Annotated in this window: 18 protein-coding genes; 11 read left to right on the plus strand and 7 right to left on the minus strand. The window is 59.8% G+C overall.

The annotated features are described in order from the left end of the window. The first annotated feature begins 58 nt into the window (after nt 1-58). The 3 genes from FJ986_RS00105 (at nt 59) to FJ986_RS00115 (ending at nt 2,220) form a co-directional block, all read left to right on the plus strand. On the plus strand, nt 59-661 hold the full coding sequence (locus FJ986_RS00105) for a superoxide dismutase (RefSeq protein ID WP_140673077.1): 603 nt from the start codon (nt 59-61) through the stop codon (nt 659-661). Nucleotides 662-822: 161 nt separating this feature from the next. After that, nucleotides 823-1,260, plus strand: coding sequence for a cytochrome c (locus FJ986_RS00110; protein WP_140494752.1), 438 nt, complete (start codon nt 823-825; stop codon nt 1,258-1,260). A gap of 9 nt (nt 1,261-1,269) precedes the next feature. Beyond that, nucleotides 1,270-2,220 (plus strand): cytochrome c, encoded by a 951-nt coding sequence (locus FJ986_RS00115; protein WP_140673079.1) that lies wholly within the window; start codon nt 1,270-1,272, stop codon nt 2,218-2,220. Here the strand turns inward: FJ986_RS00115 and FJ986_RS00120 are convergent, their stop codons facing one another. From FJ986_RS00120 to FJ986_RS00130, 3 genes are all read right to left on the minus strand, one after another. Continuing rightward, on the minus strand, nt 2,221-2,610 hold the full coding sequence (locus FJ986_RS00120; protein WP_140494748.1) for an SET domain-containing protein-lysine N-methyltransferase: 390 nt from the start codon (nt 2,608-2,610) through the stop codon (nt 2,221-2,223). Between the two features lie 160 nt (nt 2,611-2,770). Further along, nucleotides 2,771-3,397, minus strand: a complete 627-nt coding sequence (locus FJ986_RS00125) for a LysE family translocator (protein ID WP_140494746.1) — start codon at nt 3,395-3,397, stop codon at nt 2,771-2,773. A 67-nt stretch (nt 3,398-3,464) separates the two neighbouring features. Further along, nucleotides 3,465-5,579: a S9 family peptidase gene (locus FJ986_RS00130; protein ID WP_140494744.1), complete on the minus strand. Its 2,115-nt coding sequence runs from the start codon at nt 5,577-5,579 to the stop codon at nt 3,465-3,467. 116 nt (nt 5,580-5,695) lie between these two features. Between FJ986_RS00130 and FJ986_RS00135 the strand changes: the two genes are divergently transcribed. Continuing rightward, nucleotides 5,696-6,064, plus strand: a complete 369-nt coding sequence (locus tag FJ986_RS00135; RefSeq protein WP_140673360.1) for an SH3 domain-containing protein — start codon at nt 5,696-5,698, stop codon at nt 6,062-6,064. A 429-nt stretch (nt 6,065-6,493) separates the two neighbouring features. Next, complete coding sequence (locus FJ986_RS00140) at nt 6,494-6,919, plus strand: MucR family transcriptional regulator (protein ID WP_095089970.1); 426 nt, start codon at nt 6,494-6,496, stop codon at nt 6,917-6,919. A 187-nt stretch (nt 6,920-7,106) separates the two neighbouring features. Here the strand turns inward: FJ986_RS00140 and FJ986_RS00145 are convergent, their stop codons facing one another. Both FJ986_RS00145 and FJ986_RS00150 read right to left on the minus strand, forming a co-directional pair. Continuing rightward, on the minus strand, nt 7,107-7,535 hold the full coding sequence (locus FJ986_RS00145) for a SufE family protein (protein WP_140495047.1): 429 nt from the start codon (nt 7,533-7,535) through the stop codon (nt 7,107-7,109). 98 nt (nt 7,536-7,633) lie between these two features. Then, nucleotides 7,634-7,984, minus strand: coding sequence for a DUF5330 domain-containing protein (locus tag FJ986_RS00150; RefSeq protein WP_140517959.1), 351 nt, complete (start codon nt 7,982-7,984; stop codon nt 7,634-7,636). 533 nt (nt 7,985-8,517) lie between these two features. Here FJ986_RS00150 and FJ986_RS00155 point away from each other — a divergent pair. From FJ986_RS00155 to FJ986_RS00165, 3 genes are all read left to right on the plus strand, one after another. Further along, nucleotides 8,518-10,263 carry a PAS domain-containing sensor histidine kinase gene (locus tag FJ986_RS00155; RefSeq protein ID WP_140673081.1) on the plus strand — a complete coding sequence of 582 codons (1,746 nt, stop codon included), beginning with the start codon at nt 8,518-8,520 and terminating at the stop codon, nt 10,261-10,263. Beyond that, nucleotides 10,238-11,002, plus strand: coding sequence for a peptidoglycan-binding protein (locus tag FJ986_RS00160; RefSeq protein ID WP_140673083.1), 765 nt, complete (start codon nt 10,238-10,240; stop codon nt 11,000-11,002). The genes FJ986_RS00155 and FJ986_RS00160 overlap by 26 nt, the downstream gene beginning before the upstream one ends. 71 nt (nt 11,003-11,073) lie before the next feature. Continuing rightward, entirely contained in the window at nt 11,074-11,421 is a 348-nt protein-coding gene (locus FJ986_RS00165; protein ID WP_140494737.1) for a DUF1491 family protein, read from the plus strand. Here FJ986_RS00165 and FJ986_RS00170 read toward each other — a convergent pair. Beyond that, the gene (locus FJ986_RS00170; RefSeq protein ID WP_140629390.1) at nt 11,399-12,430 is read right to left on the minus strand and encodes a hypothetical protein; all 1,032 of its coding nucleotides are present in this window, start codon (nt 12,428-12,430) and stop codon (nt 11,399-11,401) included. The two genes, FJ986_RS00165 and FJ986_RS00170, sit on opposite strands and share 23 nt — an antisense overlap. Nucleotides 12,431-12,916: 486 nt before the next feature. Here FJ986_RS00170 and FJ986_RS00175 point away from each other — a divergent pair, with 486 nt between their 5' ends. Further along, on the plus strand, nt 12,917-14,035 hold the full coding sequence (locus FJ986_RS00175) for a three-Cys-motif partner protein TcmP (RefSeq protein ID WP_140673085.1): 1,119 nt from the start codon (nt 12,917-12,919) through the stop codon (nt 14,033-14,035). Then, a complete protein-coding gene (locus FJ986_RS00180; RefSeq protein WP_140655868.1) occupies nt 14,036-14,788 on the plus strand; it encodes a phage Gp37/Gp68 family protein in 753 nt (250 codons plus the stop codon). It abuts the gene before it with no gap. Nucleotides 14,789-14,832: 44 nt separating this feature from the next. Here FJ986_RS00180 and FJ986_RS00185 read toward each other — a convergent pair whose 3' ends face one another. After that, the gene (locus tag FJ986_RS00185) at nt 14,833-15,102 is read right to left on the minus strand and encodes a hypothetical protein (RefSeq protein ID WP_246670983.1); all 270 of its coding nucleotides are present in this window, start codon (nt 15,100-15,102) and stop codon (nt 14,833-14,835) included. Between the two features lie 51 nt (nt 15,103-15,153). Here FJ986_RS00185 and FJ986_RS00190 point away from each other — a divergent pair, with 51 nt between their 5' ends. After that, nucleotides 15,154-16,050, plus strand: coding sequence for a hypothetical protein (locus tag FJ986_RS00190; RefSeq protein WP_140673087.1), 897 nt, complete (start codon nt 15,154-15,156; stop codon nt 16,048-16,050). Nucleotides 16,051-16,061: the final 11 nt, after the last annotated feature.

The raw sequence follows: 16,061 nt of genomic DNA on the forward strand, positions 1-16,061 counted from the left end.
ATCCAGACCTATCTTAGTCCGGTATCGACACCGGATTTTCCTTGAGGGAGTACCTTCCATGGCTTTTGAATTGCCCGCTCTGCCTTACGACTATGAGGCCTTGCAGCCCTACCTGTCGAAAGAGACGCTGGAATATCACCACGACAAGCACCACAAGGCCTATGTCGACAACGGCAACAAGCTTGCCGCCGAAGCCGGCCTTGGCGATCTGTCGGTAGAAGAGGTGGTCAAGCAGTCGTTCGGCAAGAATGCCGGCCTCTTCAACAATGCCGCCCAGCACTACAATCACATCCATTTCTGGAAGTGGATGAAAAAGGGCGGCGGCGGCAACAAGCTGCCGGGCGCGTTGCAGACGGCTTTCGACAGCGATCTGGGTGGCTACGACAAATTCAAGGCCGACTTCATCGCCGCCGGCACGACCCAGTTCGGTTCCGGCTGGGCCTGGGTTTCGGTCAAGGATGGCAAGCTGGCGATCTCGAAGACGCCGAACGGCGAGAATCCCCTCGTCCATGGCGCGGCGCCGATTCTCGGCGTCGATGTCTGGGAGCACTCCTATTACATCGACTATCGCAACGCCCGGCCGAAATATCTCGAGGCCTTCGTCGACAGCCTGATCAACTGGGATCATGTTCTCGAACTCTACGAAAAAGCGAAAGCCTGATCGAGATTCAGAAAGCCCCGGCACTCCCGGGGCTTTTCTTTTTGTGTGCCGAGATCCCACAGCAGTAAAGGTCTGGCAAAATCGTTGGGGGAAGGGAATATTCCTCCCTTCACGTCCGTTAACGTCCTGTCCCGAAATGCCTTCATCATGGAGCCAATTGAATGAGAAAGCTTGTCGTCGCCATCTCTATGCTCGCGTTCGCCGGTTCGGCGGCCTTTGCCGACCCGATCCTCGACCGCCAGGCCCTGATGAAGGAGCGCGGGAAGATCGTCGGCGGCCTGTCGAAAGTGGTCAAGGGTGAGGAGCCCTTTGATGCCGCCGCCGTACTGACTGCGCTGCAGGCGCTCCAGGCGAACGCGGAAAAATTCGACGCCGACGTCCTGTTCCCGGCGGGCAGCGACACGGGCGACACCACGGCGGCGCCGAAGATCTGGCAAGACATGGCCGGCTTCAAGGCGACGGAAGACAAGTATCTTGCCGACGTCAAGGCCGCGGTCGCTGCGGCCCCAGCCGACGTGGAGTCCCTGAAGACGCAGATCGGCGTCATCGGCTCCGACTGCGGCACCTGCCACAAGGGCTACAGGGTCAAGAAAGGCTGATCGCCGGCCATGGCATGGCTGAGGAAGTTTGTCGGCGCCGCACTCGTGCTCGGCGGCGTCGGCGCGGTTGCCGCGTGGACGCTTTCGGCGCCGGTGAAGCTCGACGCGGAAACTATGGCCAAGCTCGCGCCTGGTGACGCGGCCAGAGGCAAGCGCATTTTTGATGCCGGCGGCTGCACCTCCTGCCATGCAAAACCCGGTTCGAAAGGCGATGAGCGGCTCGAACTTGTCGGCGGCCTTGAACTCAAGACCCCGTTTGGCACGTTTGTGCCGCCCAACATTTCGCAAGACCCGAAGGACGGCATCGGCGCGTGGTCGGCCGAGGATCTCGCCAATGCCATGCTGAAGGGTGTCTCGCCGTCGGGCGAGCATTTCTATCCGGCATTTCCCTATACGTCCTACGCGCGCATGAAGCCCGCCGACATTGCCGATCTCTATGCCTTCCTGAAGACGCTGCCGGCGGTTGCCGGCCGAGCGCCGGCCAATTCATTGAGTTTCCCGTTCAACATCCGTCGCGGCATCGGCTTGTGGAAACGGCTCTATCTCAGCGAGCAGCCTGTTGTGTCCCTGCCCGAAGGCGCGCCTGGTCCTGTGATTGCCGGTCGCTACCTGGTCGAGGGACCGGGTCATTGCGGCGAATGTCACACACCGCGTGACCTTGCGGGGGGGACAAAGAAGAGCGAGTGGCTGGCTGGAGCCACAGCCGCCGAAGGCAGCGGCATCGTCCCCAATGTCACCTCCGGGGAGGGCGGCATCGGCGACTGGTCGCAGGCCGATATCGCCAACTATCTCGAAACCGGCTTCACGCCCGATTTCGATTCCGTTGGCGGGGCCATGGTCGACGTGCAGAGGAACATGGCCGAACTGGCGCCCGAGGACCGCGCGGCGATCGCGGCCTATCTCAAGGCGGTTCCGCCGCATCCGAACGGCTATCCGGCGCGCAAAAAACCGGCGAGCTGACTACGGGTGGCGATCGCCCAGGAAGTCGAAGCCCGCCGCGAAGAAATGATTGTAGTTGCAGGTCAGTTCCTCGCCGGCCGCGATGTCGCGCAACGCAAAGCTTTCCTCCGGCGAGGATACGTCGCAATTCGGCTCGTCGGCGTGGTTCATGTAGCGTGCATCGTCGGCCTCGAAGACGATGTAGTTCGGATCTCGCCTGTCCGGATAGGCATAGCGATCGAGATAGCTCTTCACCGGTCCTGTCTGGCTCTCATAGGTCTCGACCTCGATGAGCCGGTCGAATCTCGGATCCAGCTTCCAGATCATCGTGCCGCGGGAAATGGGATTCTTGGCAAAGACACCAATGCCCTGGATGGGGGATTTGTCGAGATAGACGTCGACGAGCAGCATGGCAGGCCCTTGTGCGATTGTGGGCTGTCATGGCCCGGGACAAAACGCGCCTTGGGTAGCGCGCGGGCATCGCAATTGCGAGCGAAAACCAGCAACACGGAATTCAAAAACCAATGATTGCCCGGCTCGCCGAGAAGGCCGCGCCGGTCACCGTTTCGCGTCAGCGCTGCTGAAGCGCCAGCCGCACGCCCAGGCCGCAATAGATGCCGCCGACAATCTTGCCCTGCCATTTTAACACCGTGGGATTTCGACGCAGGAAAGTGCCAAGCCCGCCTGCGCTCACCGCGAAAACCACTGTGCTGAAGAGGCCCAGCAGAACAAAGATGATCCCCAATACCGCCAGCTGGAGCATTACCCATCCGTTTTCGGGCCGGACGAACTGTGGCAGGAACGCGAGGAAGAAAAGCGCCGTCTTGGGGTTGAGCATCTCAGTCAGTATGGCTTGCCGAAATGCCTTGCCCGCTGAGATTGGGAACCTGCCGGCGGCGAGATCGGCCGGCGTCTTTTCCATGATCGCGCGAATGCCGAGATAAACGAGATATGCCGCACCGAGATACTTCACGGCGCTGAACAACACCGCCGATGCGGCGACGATCGCCGAGATGCCGACCATGGCCGTGAAGGTGTGAAACACGTCGCCGGCCGCGATCCCTGCGCCGGTTGCGATGCCGGCTTTGGTTCCCGAACTCGTTGCCCGCGCGACCGTCAGCAGCGTGGCGGGGCCGGGAATAAACACAAAACCGAGCACCACGGCGACATAGGTGGTCAATGTGGCCAGGTCGATCATTGCTCGCATCCTCCTCGGCGTTCGTCGCCGATCAAGTCACGCCAGGGGCCGAAGGGCAATGACCGCTTCAGCCCTGCGGCCCTGTTGCCTTGCCTGTCACTTTCAAGGCGAATGAATATGTGTAGGCGATCTCCTCCAGCCGGGAAAACCGGCCGGACGCGCCGGCATGGCCCGATTCCATGTTGATCTTGAACAGGACCGGATTGTCGCCCGTCTTGCGCTCGCGCAGCCGCGCCACCCATTTGGCCGGTTCCCAATAGGTGACGCGCGGGTCGGTGAGACCGGCTAGCGCCAGGATCGGTGGATAGCAGAGCGCGGCGACATTGTCATAGGGCGAGTAGGCGGCGATCGTCCGGTAGTCGTCCGCCGACGCGATCGGATTGCCCCATTCAGGCCACTCCGGCGGGGTCAGCGGCAGGCTGGCGTCGAGCATGGTGGTGAGCACGTCGACGAAAGGCACCTCGGCAACGATGCCGCCGAAACAGTCCGGCGCCATGTTGGCGACCGCGCCCATCAGCATGCCGCCGGCGGATCCACCTTGCGCGACGATGCGGTCATGCACAGTGTAGCGTTCGGCGACCAGATGGCGTGCACAGGCGATGAAATCGGTGAAAGTGTTCATCTTGTGCGCCCGCTTGCCGTCATCGTACCAGCCATAGCCCTTGTCCTTGCCGCCGCGGACGTGGGCGATTGCAAAGACAAAGCCGCGGTCGACCAGCGAGAACCAGTTGGTGTTGAAGGCCGCCGGCACCGTGATGCCATAGGAACCGTAGCCGTAAAGCAGGCAAGGCGCGGAGCCGTCCAGCGGGGTATCGCGGCGGTACAAGAGCGAGACCGGCACCAATTCGCCATCAGCCGCGGGCGCCATCAGCCGACGCGTGACATAGCGCTCCGGGTCGTGGCCGGACGGCACCTCCTGGGTCTTGAGCAACACGCGCTCGCGGGTGCGCATGTTGTAGTCGAAGACCTGCGCCGGCGTCGTCATCGATGAATAGGTGAAGCGCATGATCTCGGTGTCGTATTCCAGGGATCCCGACAGGCCGAGCGAAAACGCCTCCTCGTCGAAGGAGATCAGGTGTTCCTCGCCGGTTGCACGGTCGCGCACGACGATGCGCGGCAGGCCCTCCTTGCGCTCCAGCCTGACCATATGGTTCTTGAAGCCGATCACCGACAGGATCAGCCGGCCGGCCTCGTGCGGAACCAGTTCCTGCCAGTTGGCGCGGATCGGATCGCTCGCCGGCGCCGTCATGATCTTGAAGTCCTTGGCCCCATCGGCGTTGGTCAGGATGAAGAAAATGTCGCCGCCTTCCTCCATCTCGTATTGAAGACCGGTCTCGCGCGCCGCCACCAGCTTCGGCTCGCCAAACGGCTCGTCCGCGCTCAGCAGCCGGTATTCCGATGTCTCGTGGTCGTTGATGGCAACCATGATCCATTCATTGGAGCGCGTGCCGCCGACATTCATGAAGAAGCCGGGATCATTTTCCTCATAGATCAGCCGGTCGCTTGCCGGATCCTGCCCAAGCGCATGGAACAGCACCTTGGAGGGACGGTGGTTGGGGTCGAGCCGGGTGTAGAAAAACCCGTCATTGGCGGCGTTCCACACCCCCGAACCGCCAGTGTCTGGAACCGTGTCCGCGAGTTCCTTGCCGTCGGAGAGGTCGCGCACCCGAAGCGTATAGAATTCGGAGCCCTTGTCGTCGAACGCCCATAAAAGCTTGCCATGGTCGGCCGAATGATCGACGCCGCCAAGCCGGAAATAGGCCTTGCCTTCGGCCTCGGCATCGCCGTCGAGCAGGATATGCTGCGCGCCGCCGTCCCGCGGCATGCGGAAATAGCGCGGCTGCTCGCCGCCGAGTTTGAAGGAGGAGCCATACGCGTAGGGTCCGTCCTTCATCGGCACGGAAGAATCGTCCTCCTTGATGCGACCCTTCATCTCCTTGAACAGCCGCTTCCGCAAATCGGCCGTGTCGGCCATCAGTTTCGACTGGTAGGCGTTCTCGGCTTCGAGATGGGCGCGGATGCCCGCATCGAGCAATGCGGGGTCCCTGAACATCTCCTGCCAATTGTCGGCCCGCAGCCAGGAATAGTCGTCCGTTCGCGTGATACCGTGATGCGTGTCGAAAACCGGCCGCTTCTCGGGCGTTGGCGGGGTGACATCCGGGAATGCAGAAGTTTTGGTCATTGCGTCTCGCTTTGGAAATGTCCTGAATGGCCAATGAACACGCCGATCAGCGCGGGTTCAAGAGCCGGGTCTTATTGCTGCGCCGGGCTCCAGAAAGCGGGCCAGGAGGAGAAATAATGTATATCTATGCTCGCACCGTCGCGGCTCTCGCCGTCGTTTCCGCAACTATGGCCATCGCCGGCCAATCTCATGCGACCGTATTCGCCGCTTGGCAAGTGGCCAACGTGCCGTTCGGCGACACGCTCGACGTGCGCAAATATCCCTCGGGCACGTTCCAGAAACAGGCCGCATATCCGAACGGCACCGTTTTGCAGATGACCGGGCGATGCACCGGCGGGACGAACCTGCTCGATATCGCCAATCAGCCGGCATGGAAGCAGCAGCAGGCGGTTCGCTATCGCTGGTGCGAAGTCTGGCATGATCCGGCGAAGAACGGCGGTTTCGTCACCGGGTGGGCCTATGGCAAATACATCGCCCCGTATTGAGTGATCCGAGCTGGTCGGCTGCACGACGCGTGAGGGCCGGCAATGGCCGAGGTGGGGCAACCTCTGGTTTTGCGAAAGGGGGTGAGCAACCAAGATTGCCGGCGCGATCTCCAAGCAAAGCAAAGCACTCGGAGATGCTTTGTGAGTTAGCGCGAATGTAACGGTTAGCTAACGCTGCGTCACCGGTCGCTGGTTTCGCCTGCGAAATATCGAAAAATTACATCGTGCACGAAAGATTGAAGCTGATCCGGAAATATTTGATCAACATCGTTCAATATAGTGCAAGGATCGAATTGACTTACTTGCTAGGTAGGTTCATTGATGCCCCCGCGACACGAATCGCAGAAGCTCTGTCTGCACAAAATTCGTGCAATGCCTTGCCTGTAAAAAAGGGCGCACTAAACTAACTCTCGTTGGGGCCTGAAGACCATGGATATTGTCGAAACACCTTCCAGAAACAGCGACGCGCTGATCGAGCTGACCGCCGACGTGGTGGCCGCCTATGTCAGCAACAATCCCGTGCCGGTCGGCGAACTGCCGAACCTCATCTCCGATGTCCATGCTGCTCTCGGGCGTGTGGGCGGAACCGCCGAACAGCCGCCCGCCGACAAGCAGAAGCCGGCAGTGAACCCGAAGCGCTCGGTTCATGACGACTACATCGTTTGCCTTGAAGACGGCAAAAAGTTCAAGTCGCTCAAGCGTCACCTGATGACCCACTATGATCTGACGCCGGATCAGTATCGCGAAAAGTGGAACCTCGACCCGAGCTACCCGATGGTTGCTCCGAACTACGCGGCCGCCCGCTCCCAGCTCGCCAAGAAGATGGGCCTCGGCCGCAAGCGCAAGGCCCGCTAAGCATTTGCTGCCAGGGGAGTACACTTGGTATCGCAGAATGCGGCTCAAACGATAGATAGAGCCGGACGGACAGTTCAACCGGATCGATATCGGCGCCTTCGGGCGCCGTTTTACTTTGCCGGCCGGGCCGGGACAGAGCTGGTAACAGTGCGCGGTACGATGCGATCGGCTGATCGCGGAGGCGGTATCAGGCCGTCTGCTCGAGCGCGGCCTCTGCGTCGCGCCTGATGCGCTTGACCATCGAGCGAAGGCCGTTGGCGCGCTGCGGCGACAGGTGCTCGTCCAGGCCGAGCGCCTTCAGCGTCGCTTCCGCATCGATTTTCTGGATTTCGCTGGCGGTCTTGCCGGAGAACAGCGCCAGCATGATCGCCACCAGCCCGCGTACGATATGGGCGTCCGAATCGCCCCTGAAGGTGATGACCGGATCGCCGCCCGGTCCCCGTTCGGTGGTCAGCCAGACCTGGCTGACGCAGCCCGGCACCTTGTTGGCGGCGGTGCGTTCCTCATCCGGGAATGGCGGCAGCGCCTCGCCGAGTTCGATGACATAACGATAGCGGTCCTCCCATTCGTCAAGGAATGAGAAGTCGTCGCGGATCGTCTGGATCGTGGTCGTCATGACAGGGATATAGTCATCCACCGTCGCCGCGTCACGGAAAAACAAGGACACCGCGGGCGTCGAGAGGCAGACTGCCCGCGGTGCGCCGTCGAAACGGCTTAATTCTTTACCGGCAGGTTGACCGTCTCGGGCAAGACGACCTCTTCGGGAACGCTGCCGGTCATTGTGGAGATGTCGGGGCCTGCGGACTTGTCGTCCAGCATGGCGGCCGCGATCTTGGCTGTCTCCTTGGCCCTTGCGGTGATGGTGTGCATTGCCGACTTGCCGGTCTCACAGACATCGGGCTTGCGTTCGCAAATACCGGCGATGTCGCCGACCGCGTCGCGGGCTGCGAACAGGGCCTGGATCGGTCCTACGCTTTCCTGGCCCGGCTCGCCGGGACCGACGCCCAGCGGCAGTGCCAGCAGCACCAGCGAAAACCAGAAAGCCATTCTCATCAGGAAGAACATGCTCGCCTCGTGTCGTGACCGGATCATGCAGCCATGAGCATGACCTCTTTTGTGGGCGGGATATTGGCACACAGGCGCAAAGGACGGCTTGCGGGTTAGCCGAGAATTTTCTTCAAATTTGAGGCAAATTCGAAACGAAGCGTTTTGCTGTCGATTTGTCTCAGATTGGAACCATTTTTCTTATCATCCATCAGCCATATATTCCTTTGTTTCTATTGCGTTTTCCACAAAATCAGGCGGTCGGTGCGCTGCGGCTGGCCACGCTGCGGGCGGCCCCTGCGGATAACCCTCCGTTTACTATGGTGGCATTTGCCCGCCTTTTCGGGCGCTCCCATCCCGATATTCGCCGTGGGCCGGGCCTTGGGTCGGCCCTGCCTTATCCATTCTTTAAAGGCTGGGTGCGAGTTTCAGAGTCAATCAAAACGATCTGCAAAAGCAGAGCTGTTCACGACGAGTGCGGGTGCGTTGAGTTGATGCCGATCAAGGCCAGATACGTTGAATTGCCTGGGGCAATGGCCGCCGGTTGTGAACGTATGGTCCATCCCTCCATTCTTGGGCTGGACGACCGCGAGCGTCAGCGTCGCTTTATCGGCGCCATGCTGGCCGCTCCGTTCTTTGCCGCCGGTGCCGCGGTCACGCTCGTCACGTCAGGCATGGGCGCAGCCGTCACCGTGGCCGCCATCTTCGCGGCCTTTGGTCTTTGCTGGTTCATCGCCTTGCTGGTGGCCGCGACCGGCAGGATGGATCTGGCCGGCCGGGCCGCGCTGGCGATCGCGGGAGTTGCGCTCGTCGGTCTTGTTGCCGCTGCCGGCGGGCTGAGCTCTCCGGTCGCGATGCTTTTCGTGGCGCTGCCGTTCGAAGCCTGGTGGATCGGCGCCTCGCGCCGCGCGGCGCTGTGGGGGGCCGTCTGCGCCATCGTCGCCATTATGTTGCAGCCTGTGACGGCAACCGTCCTCCCGCACGCCGCGGCGCCGGTCGCCGCGTGGCACTGGCTGCTGCCATTGGCCTGGGCACTGACGCTGGTGCCGCGTATATCGGCGGTTCGCAACGCGGCGGCTGCGGCCGACGTAGGGGACACCGGCGATCGTCTGGAAGACATGATCGACGCGGTGGTCCTGCGCGTCGCCCGCCATGGCGAGGTTATCGATGCCTCGGCAAAGGCGCGTACGCTGTTGAAACTGCCCCCGGAACTGCTTTGCGGAACCGGGCTTTTCGATCGCGTGCATCTCTCGGATCGCGTCTCCTATCTTAGCGCCTTGGCCGACATGCGAGACGGGGCGCTGTCGCGCAGGCTGGAGTTGCGCGTCAGGCTGCCGCAGGACGGCAATGGACAGAATGGCAATGGCCCGGCAGACAACTATCGGCCGTTTTCGCTCGAACTGATGCGCGCTCAGGAGCAGGGCGACGTTTTCACGCTTGTGCTGCGCGAGAACGACGAGGTCGCCCGGTTGCGCGAAGACCTCGGCGCCGCCAATGACGCGGCCGCCGCCGCCGAAGTGGCGAAAGGGCGCTTCCTGGCGGTGGTGAGCCACGAACTGCGCACGCCGCTCAATGCCATCATCGGATTCTCCGACATGCTGCTGCACGAGATGTTCGGCGCCTTCAAGGATCCACGGCAGAAGGAATATGTCGGTCTGGTGCGCGATTCCGGCCAGCATCTGCTTGCCGTCGTAACCTCCATTCTCGACGTGTCGCGGATCGAATCGGGCGTCTATGCGACCGAACCGGAGCCATTCCGCTTCATGGAAGCCGTCGACATGTGTCAGCAGATGATGCGGCTCCAGGCGCAGGCCAAGAACATCGATCTCAAGGCGCAGATCGCGCCGGACGCCGGCGAAATCAACGCCGACCGGCGCGCCGTGCAGCAGATCCTCATCAATCTCGTCTCGAATGCGATCAAGTTCACGCCCGATGGCGGCGATGTCGTCGTCGGTGCCAAGCGGATCGGTTCGCGCCTGCATTTCTGGGTGCGGGACACCGGCATCGGTATCGCCGAGGAAGATTTCGCCAATCTCGGCAAGCCGTTCATGCAAATCCAGAACGACTATACCCGTCGTTTCGAGGGGACCGGCCTTGGCCTGTCGCTGGTCAAGGGACTGGTGGCGCTGCACGAAGGCACCATGTCGATCGAAAGCATGCCGGGCGAGGGCACCACGGTCACCATCAGCCTGCCGGTGAACGGGCCGAAAGGGCGGCCGGCGGACAAGGCCGGGGTGCTGACGATGCCGCTGGCCAGGGCGAAAGGGGACGGAAATGGCGCGCTCCGCAAAACAGCCTAAGGCGGCCAAGCGCCGCAGCAACGCCTTCCAGGACGGAGCCGTCGCCCTCGGCGGCATGATTTCGCGCAATCCCGTCCTGGCGGGAGGGTCGACGGCATTCCTGGTGACGCTGTTCTACGTTTCGGCGAATGCGCTGTGGTACCAGCCTTTTCCGCATGCCGGCGCCTTCTTCGCGACCCGCAGCATGCAGGGCGTTCCGCACGCGGCCGCTGATGAGCCGGAGACCACCTTCAACATCGTGCGGCCAGGTACCGCGCCGGCGCCGGTCAAGGGCGATCCGGTGGTGGAGCAGGTGCAGGGCATATTGAAGGATCTCGATTTCTACGCCGGCACGGTCGACGGCATTTCCGGACCCAACACGCGCAAGGCGATCCAGGCCTATCAGCAGAAGGTTGGGCTCAACACGTCCGGCGAGATCGACGCGCTGCTGCTCGATCAGCTGGGCGCGACCCCGAAAACCGCCGCCGTGCCGAAACCGCAACCGCGTCCCGAAGTGTCGCAGGCGGTTCCAGTGTCGCTGCAGACCGATACGGCTTCCCAAGCGCCGGATCCTCGCATTGTCAAGATACAGGCCGGGCTCAAGGCCTTCGGCAATGACGACATGCAGCTCGACGGCGTCGTCGGCGCCCGTACCAAGGCGGCCATCAAGGAATTCCAGTCGCTGTTCGGCCTGCCGCAGACCGGCGAGCCCGACGAACTGGTCTATGTCAAGATGCGCGAGATCGGCCTGACCAACTGACGGCGCAAACAACGGCTCGCCCAGCGGTGTAAATACCGATAGATAGCCCGCATGCTGTCCGGACTTTTCTCATGCGCGTGACCACGGATCTCTGGGTATCGGCCCTGTTGCGTCGGGTTTTCGGCGCGGGCGGGTTTGCCGCCGTGGTCAAGCGCGGCGCGACCGAAGCCGGCGCCGTGTTCGTCCTGACGCGGAGCCGGCTTGGTGAAATCGCTCTCTATGGGCCGGCGCCACAGACGAGCTACGATTCGGCCAAGCCCGACGACCGTTTCTTTAGCCTTCTCGCCACCGCCGCCGATGCTTCGGTGCTGGACGCCAGGCTGGAACGCGAGAAGAAATTCGATCCCGACATCTGGGTGGTTGAGATCGAGGCCGGCGCTGTTCCTGTCGAGGAGCTTATTTCCGTGAAGATGTCCTGAGGCCAGGGAAGGCCGCTGCATCGTCACTGTTCGACGCCTCGCGGCTGGCGCTGTTGGTGGGGGCGGCGTCGCGAACCACATCGGACAGGGTCACGGCCTTCCATTCCCGCACCTTGTCCAGCGCCGCGTCGCGGTGCAGGAGCCGGTAGCGATCGAGGAAGGTTCGGATCGCCTGCGGATGTGGAAACTCGCGGGAGTAGACGGCAACCGTGATCAGGAATGCCCGGTCCTCGCTGAGGTCGAGCGAGCGCAGCGCCGCCAGCAGCGGCATGTAATTCTGGTTCGCCGTCAGCAACCTGGCCGTCGAGAAATCGATATCGAGCGCATCGGCGAGCGCGGTCTGGAAGAAGGCGGCGTTTCCGGTCAGCGCCGTCTCGCGCAATTTGGCATAGGTGTCGGCTCCGGTGAACGGATCGACCTGCGCCGCCTGCGCCTCCTCGCCGGTCCGCATCATGGAGCGCAGTCTGCGCCGCGCATTTTCGGCACCAACGCCCGGCGTCTGCTGCTTCGCCGCGCTGTCGGCGGCCGGCGCCTTCGAGGGAGCGGTTTGTGCCGGAGAGGCTTCCGCTTCCGGATCGCGCACCCGCACCAGCGTCGGCCTTTCCAGTGCCCTGATCAGATCGGCGATAGTCGGATTAAGGTTCTTGCGGCGCGCGATCGCGCGCGCATGCGGCAGCCCGTGCCGGCCGATCAGCGCAATGAGGTCGATGTCACTGACTGCGCGCGAGCGGATGAGCAAGGGGGCGGCGATGCCCACCGGCTCCTCGCACAGGCGCCGCACCAGCCCGGCCGGAGCATATTCGCATTCAGAGAGGGCCGCCGCCACGTAGCGGCGCGATTCGGCGGACACGTTGTCGAACAGCGGCAGCGTCAGATCTTCGAGCTGGCCAATTTCACGGCGGGATGGCCGGGTGAGCGAGCAGAACGCAGACACCGCTGCGCGGAACAGCCTTTCGGCCTTTCCTGATTCCGTCCCTGCCGCGATTTGCCTGAAGTCCGAAGATGACACGAGGGATACGCCCGATACTCTATACACGCTTGACCATGCTCGACCGGAACCGTGTCGGTTTCGCGATTGCCTCGGTCAGGATGTCCTGACCTTAGAACAAAGATCAATTTAGCCGGGATCCGTTAGCGCTCCGTTAACCCTCTGCCGGCCTTAACAGCGACCCGTATTTGAAGAAAAAGTAACGCTAAAGCTTAGCATGTTGTGCCGGGTCGCCTTGCCCGGCGTGCCGATTGGATCGTATTTCACGCGAACAAAAGAGGAACATTTTCCTTGCTCGCCAAGACAGTTCGTGCGATCTATGCACGCATGAACGACGATGACCTCCAGCTACAACGCCGAGAGTTGCGGCATGCTCCGACAGTACTTTCTAACGTACACCCCACGATAGTGGGGAAGGGCTGCGCACGTTCTCGTAATATTCTATTGCGCGCTATGACATCCGGTCTCTACGATAGCTTACCGAGTCAAATACATTTGGCGGTAGGCATGAGTAAAAAATTCTTTGAAGAGCGCGGCGACCAGTCAGCAGTCAAGGCGGAGATTATTCAAAAATATTTCGCAACCTGGGCAAATATCATTCTGCCGACCGCTCAGCGATACGGTGGCGGCAAGATAGCCTATATCGATCTTTACGCCGGCCCCGGTCGATACAAGGACGGGGCGGCTTCAACTCCGCTGCTGGTGCTTCAAAAAGCGATAGAAAACCCCAGCCTCAGCGGTGCCTTGGTTGCACTGTTCAACGATATGGACGTCAACAATACCCAGACTTTGCAGTCGGAAATCGATGCACTGCTAGGAATTGAAAAATTAAAGTATAAACCAGAGGTGAATTGCAACGCAGTAGACCATGACGCCGAGGAGTATTTCGCGACCACGAAGCTTATACCTTCGTTTACGTTCCTCGATCCTTTCGGATACAAAGGACTGTCGCTACGTCTTGTAAACGGGGTCATTAAGGATTGGGGCTGCGACTGTGTGTTTTTCTTCAACTACAATCGTATCAGCCTCGGTATCTCCAACCCCATGGTTCAAAGTCACATGGCGGCGCTTTTTGGCGACGATCGAGCGGCCGAGCTCAGGAAGAACGTGGAAGGGGTGAAGCCAGCGCTTCGAGAGCAGATGATACTCGAAGAGTTGACGCAGGCTCTGACTGAGATGGGTGGGAAGTTTGTCCTGCCGTTCCGTTTCCGAAACGACAAGGGGCGGCTGACGCATCATTTGGTCTTCGTGTCGAAGAGCTTCAAGGGATATGCGACGATGAAGGGGATCATGGCATCCGCAAGCTCGAAAGCGGATCAAGGAGTCGCATCTTTCGCGTATTCGCCTGCCGATAGCTCAATGCCGCTATTGTTCGAGCTTACGCGCCCGCTCGATGACCTGGAAGGTTTACTGAAAAAGGAATATGCGGGCAGAACAGTGTCCATGCTCGACATCTACGAGAGCCATAGTGTTGGTCGGCCATATCTGAGCAAGAATTACAAAGACGTTTTGAAAAAACTTGAAGATGCCGGCGACGTTTCGGTCGTCGACCCAGATGGCAAACCTCGCCGTAGCAACTCATTCGCCGACCGTCTGATGGTCAGTTTTCCCAAGGTTAAGAAGTAGATGGCCAATAACTCACGGATTGAGTGGACCGAGGCTACGTGGAACCCCGTCGCAGGGTGCACCATCGTGTCGCCGGGCTGCACGAATTGCTATGCCATGAGAATGGCGGAACGCTTAGATTTGATGGGCCAAGCGAAATATCGGGCGCTCACAAGGCGGAGCGGGGGCCGGGCCAAATGGAACGGAACTGTACGCGTAGATGAGCATGCGCTGACGATCCCACACTCTTGGAAGACTGGACGAATGATATTCGTTAATTCCATGTCTGACTTATTCCACGAGGGTATTCCCATCGAGTTCATTGGCAAAGTCTTCAAGGTGATGAAAGACTGTCCGCAGCACACGTTTCAAGTTCTTACAAAGCGTTCGAAACGGCTCCTAGAAGTTGCTGACGGGCTTGAGTGGCCCGCTAACGTGTGGATGGGAGTGAGTGTAGAGAACCACCAATACGTCAACCGGATTGATGATTTGCGCCGCACTCCCGCAGCAGTAAAATTCCTGAGCCTAGAGCCCCTCGTCGGCGATCTAGGTTCACTTAATTTGTCGGGGATCGATTGGGCCATTGCTGGAGGCGAAAGCGGTCCTAGCGCTCGTCCGATGGATCCAGCGTGGGTGCGCTCGATCCGGGATCAATGCGTAGATGCTGATGTCGCGTTCCACTTCAAGCAATGGGGCGGAGTCAATAAAAAGCGAACAGGGCGAGTCCTTGATGGTAGGACGTGGAATCAATTTCCGCAGTCAGCAGCAATTTAAAGCGGGACGAAGACGCGCTCAAGGAATAACCTTGTTTTAGTCCGTCACACCAGCATCATGATGGCATCAAGGATGGCTTCGTAAACGCTGCCAGTGCCTTCCTCAATTTCGCTGCTGGTAATCCCTGACGCCTTTCCATCCTCAAATAGCTGCTCGGTCAGTTCGGCAACCGAAATCATATCGGCTGTTGCATGAACCTTGGTGGACAACCACTCGTCGAGGAATTTGTACCGCGTGTGCTCATCACACTTAAGCTGACTGTGGTTGTTGGGTTCCATTAGCAAGTAAACAAAGTCTGATTCCAACAGGCTCATTGACTCCACCAGCTCCTCAGACGAAAGAGCGTCAAGGGGAGACAATTTTCGATGAGTCAACTGACGAACCTTTGGCACTATCTCTATTCCAGTCCCAATTTTGTCCCATCGGTTGTTGGTGTGGCTGCAGCATTCGCCGGCTCTTGGGGAGCACAGGTTGCGATTTTGCGTCGCGATCAACGGAAAGAATTGTTAGCCACATTGAGAGCGGTGAACGAAGCGCAAGCGCTCTGTTTCGCCATCGGCAACACCTTCATGTCTCTTAAAAAACAGCATCTGATCGGAATGTTAGAGCGGTTTCGCGAGACCGAAAAAAGCTTCTTGGCCTTTCTTGAGAAGCTTCACGCAGCTGAACCGGACCCACAAATTGAGAAATTTCACTGTCAAACGGAATTGCATACGTTGCCGATATCAAAGGTGCCGATAGAGCGACTGGAAGCCGTCGTCTTCGAAAAGCTAAGCTTAGATACGAAGACACTGAATCTAGTCATCGAAATAAATAAAGGAATTGATGCCCTCAACACCTCGATAGCGTTCAGAAACGAACTGGTGCGGAGATGGTATGAGGGACCAGCGATGAGCCATGACGAAGTGACGATTCGCTACCTCGGTGTTCATACTTCAAATGGCGCGGATGAAACGTACAAGCAGACACTTTTTGCCATCGAGATATACTGCAACGATTGTATCTTTTTCAGCATGCTCCTTTCCAAAGCTCTTAATGAACACGGCAACACAGTTCGTAGAAATAGATATCGTGTTTTCAGGCCGTTGCCGAAGATCGCAGAAGCTGACTACTCGTCTGAAAAAGCCCAGCGGCTGATTCCAGATTCGAAGGAGTACGACGACTGGCTAAGTGGGTTTCAACCCCAGCCAACGTTTGGAGAGAAATTTAAGGCGATCTTCAGCCTCAAAGTGACTACTCGCCCCAAAAATCCTGAAGCGTAGCGTGACGCAAT

The organism is Mesorhizobium sp. B1-1-1 (assembly GCF_006442955.1).
GTDB lineage: Bacteria > Pseudomonadota > Alphaproteobacteria > Rhizobiales > Rhizobiaceae > Mesorhizobium.

Excerpts from the sequence above, each read along its gene's own strand:
- FJ986_RS00105 (WP_140673077.1), top strand. The coding sequence starts at position 59 with ATGGCTTTTGAATTGCCCGCTCTGCCTTACGACTATGAGGCCTTGCAG.
- FJ986_RS00110 (WP_140494752.1), top strand. The coding sequence starts at position 823 with ATGAGAAAGCTTGTCGTCGCCATCTCTATGCTCGCGTTCGCCGGTTCG.
- FJ986_RS00115 (WP_140673079.1), top strand. The coding sequence starts at position 1,270 with ATGGCATGGCTGAGGAAGTTTGTCGGCGCCGCACTCGTGCTCGGCGGC.
- FJ986_RS00120 (WP_140494748.1), bottom strand. The coding sequence starts at position 2,610 with ATGCTGCTCGTCGACGTCTATCTCGACAAATCCCCCATCCAGGGCATT.
- FJ986_RS00125 (WP_140494746.1), bottom strand. The coding sequence starts at position 3,397 with ATGATCGACCTGGCCACATTGACCACCTATGTCGCCGTGGTGCTCGGT.
- FJ986_RS00130 (WP_140494744.1), bottom strand. The coding sequence starts at position 5,579 with ATGACCAAAACTTCTGCATTCCCGGATGTCACCCCGCCAACGCCCGAG.
- FJ986_RS00135 (WP_140673360.1), top strand. The coding sequence starts at position 5,696 with ATGTATATCTATGCTCGCACCGTCGCGGCTCTCGCCGTCGTTTCCGCA.
- FJ986_RS00140 (WP_095089970.1), top strand. The coding sequence starts at position 6,494 with ATGGATATTGTCGAAACACCTTCCAGAAACAGCGACGCGCTGATCGAG.
- FJ986_RS00145 (WP_140495047.1), bottom strand. The coding sequence starts at position 7,535 with ATGACGACCACGATCCAGACGATCCGCGACGACTTCTCATTCCTTGAC.
- FJ986_RS00150 (WP_140517959.1), bottom strand. The coding sequence starts at position 7,984 with ATGTTCTTCCTGATGAGAATGGCTTTCTGGTTTTCGCTGGTGCTGCTG.
- FJ986_RS00155 (WP_140673081.1), top strand. The coding sequence starts at position 8,518 with ATGGTCCATCCCTCCATTCTTGGGCTGGACGACCGCGAGCGTCAGCGT.
- FJ986_RS00160 (WP_140673083.1), top strand. The coding sequence starts at position 10,238 with ATGGCGCGCTCCGCAAAACAGCCTAAGGCGGCCAAGCGCCGCAGCAAC.
- FJ986_RS00165 (WP_140494737.1), top strand. The coding sequence starts at position 11,074 with ATGCGCGTGACCACGGATCTCTGGGTATCGGCCCTGTTGCGTCGGGTT.
- FJ986_RS00175 (WP_140673085.1), top strand. The coding sequence starts at position 12,917 with ATGAGTAAAAAATTCTTTGAAGAGCGCGGCGACCAGTCAGCAGTCAAG.
- FJ986_RS00180 (WP_140655868.1), top strand. The coding sequence starts at position 14,036 with ATGGCCAATAACTCACGGATTGAGTGGACCGAGGCTACGTGGAACCCC.
- FJ986_RS00185 (WP_246670983.1), bottom strand. The coding sequence starts at position 15,102 with ATGAGCCTGTTGGAATCAGACTTTGTTTACTTGCTAATGGAACCCAAC.
- FJ986_RS00190 (WP_140673087.1), top strand. The coding sequence starts at position 15,154 with ATGAGTCAACTGACGAACCTTTGGCACTATCTCTATTCCAGTCCCAAT.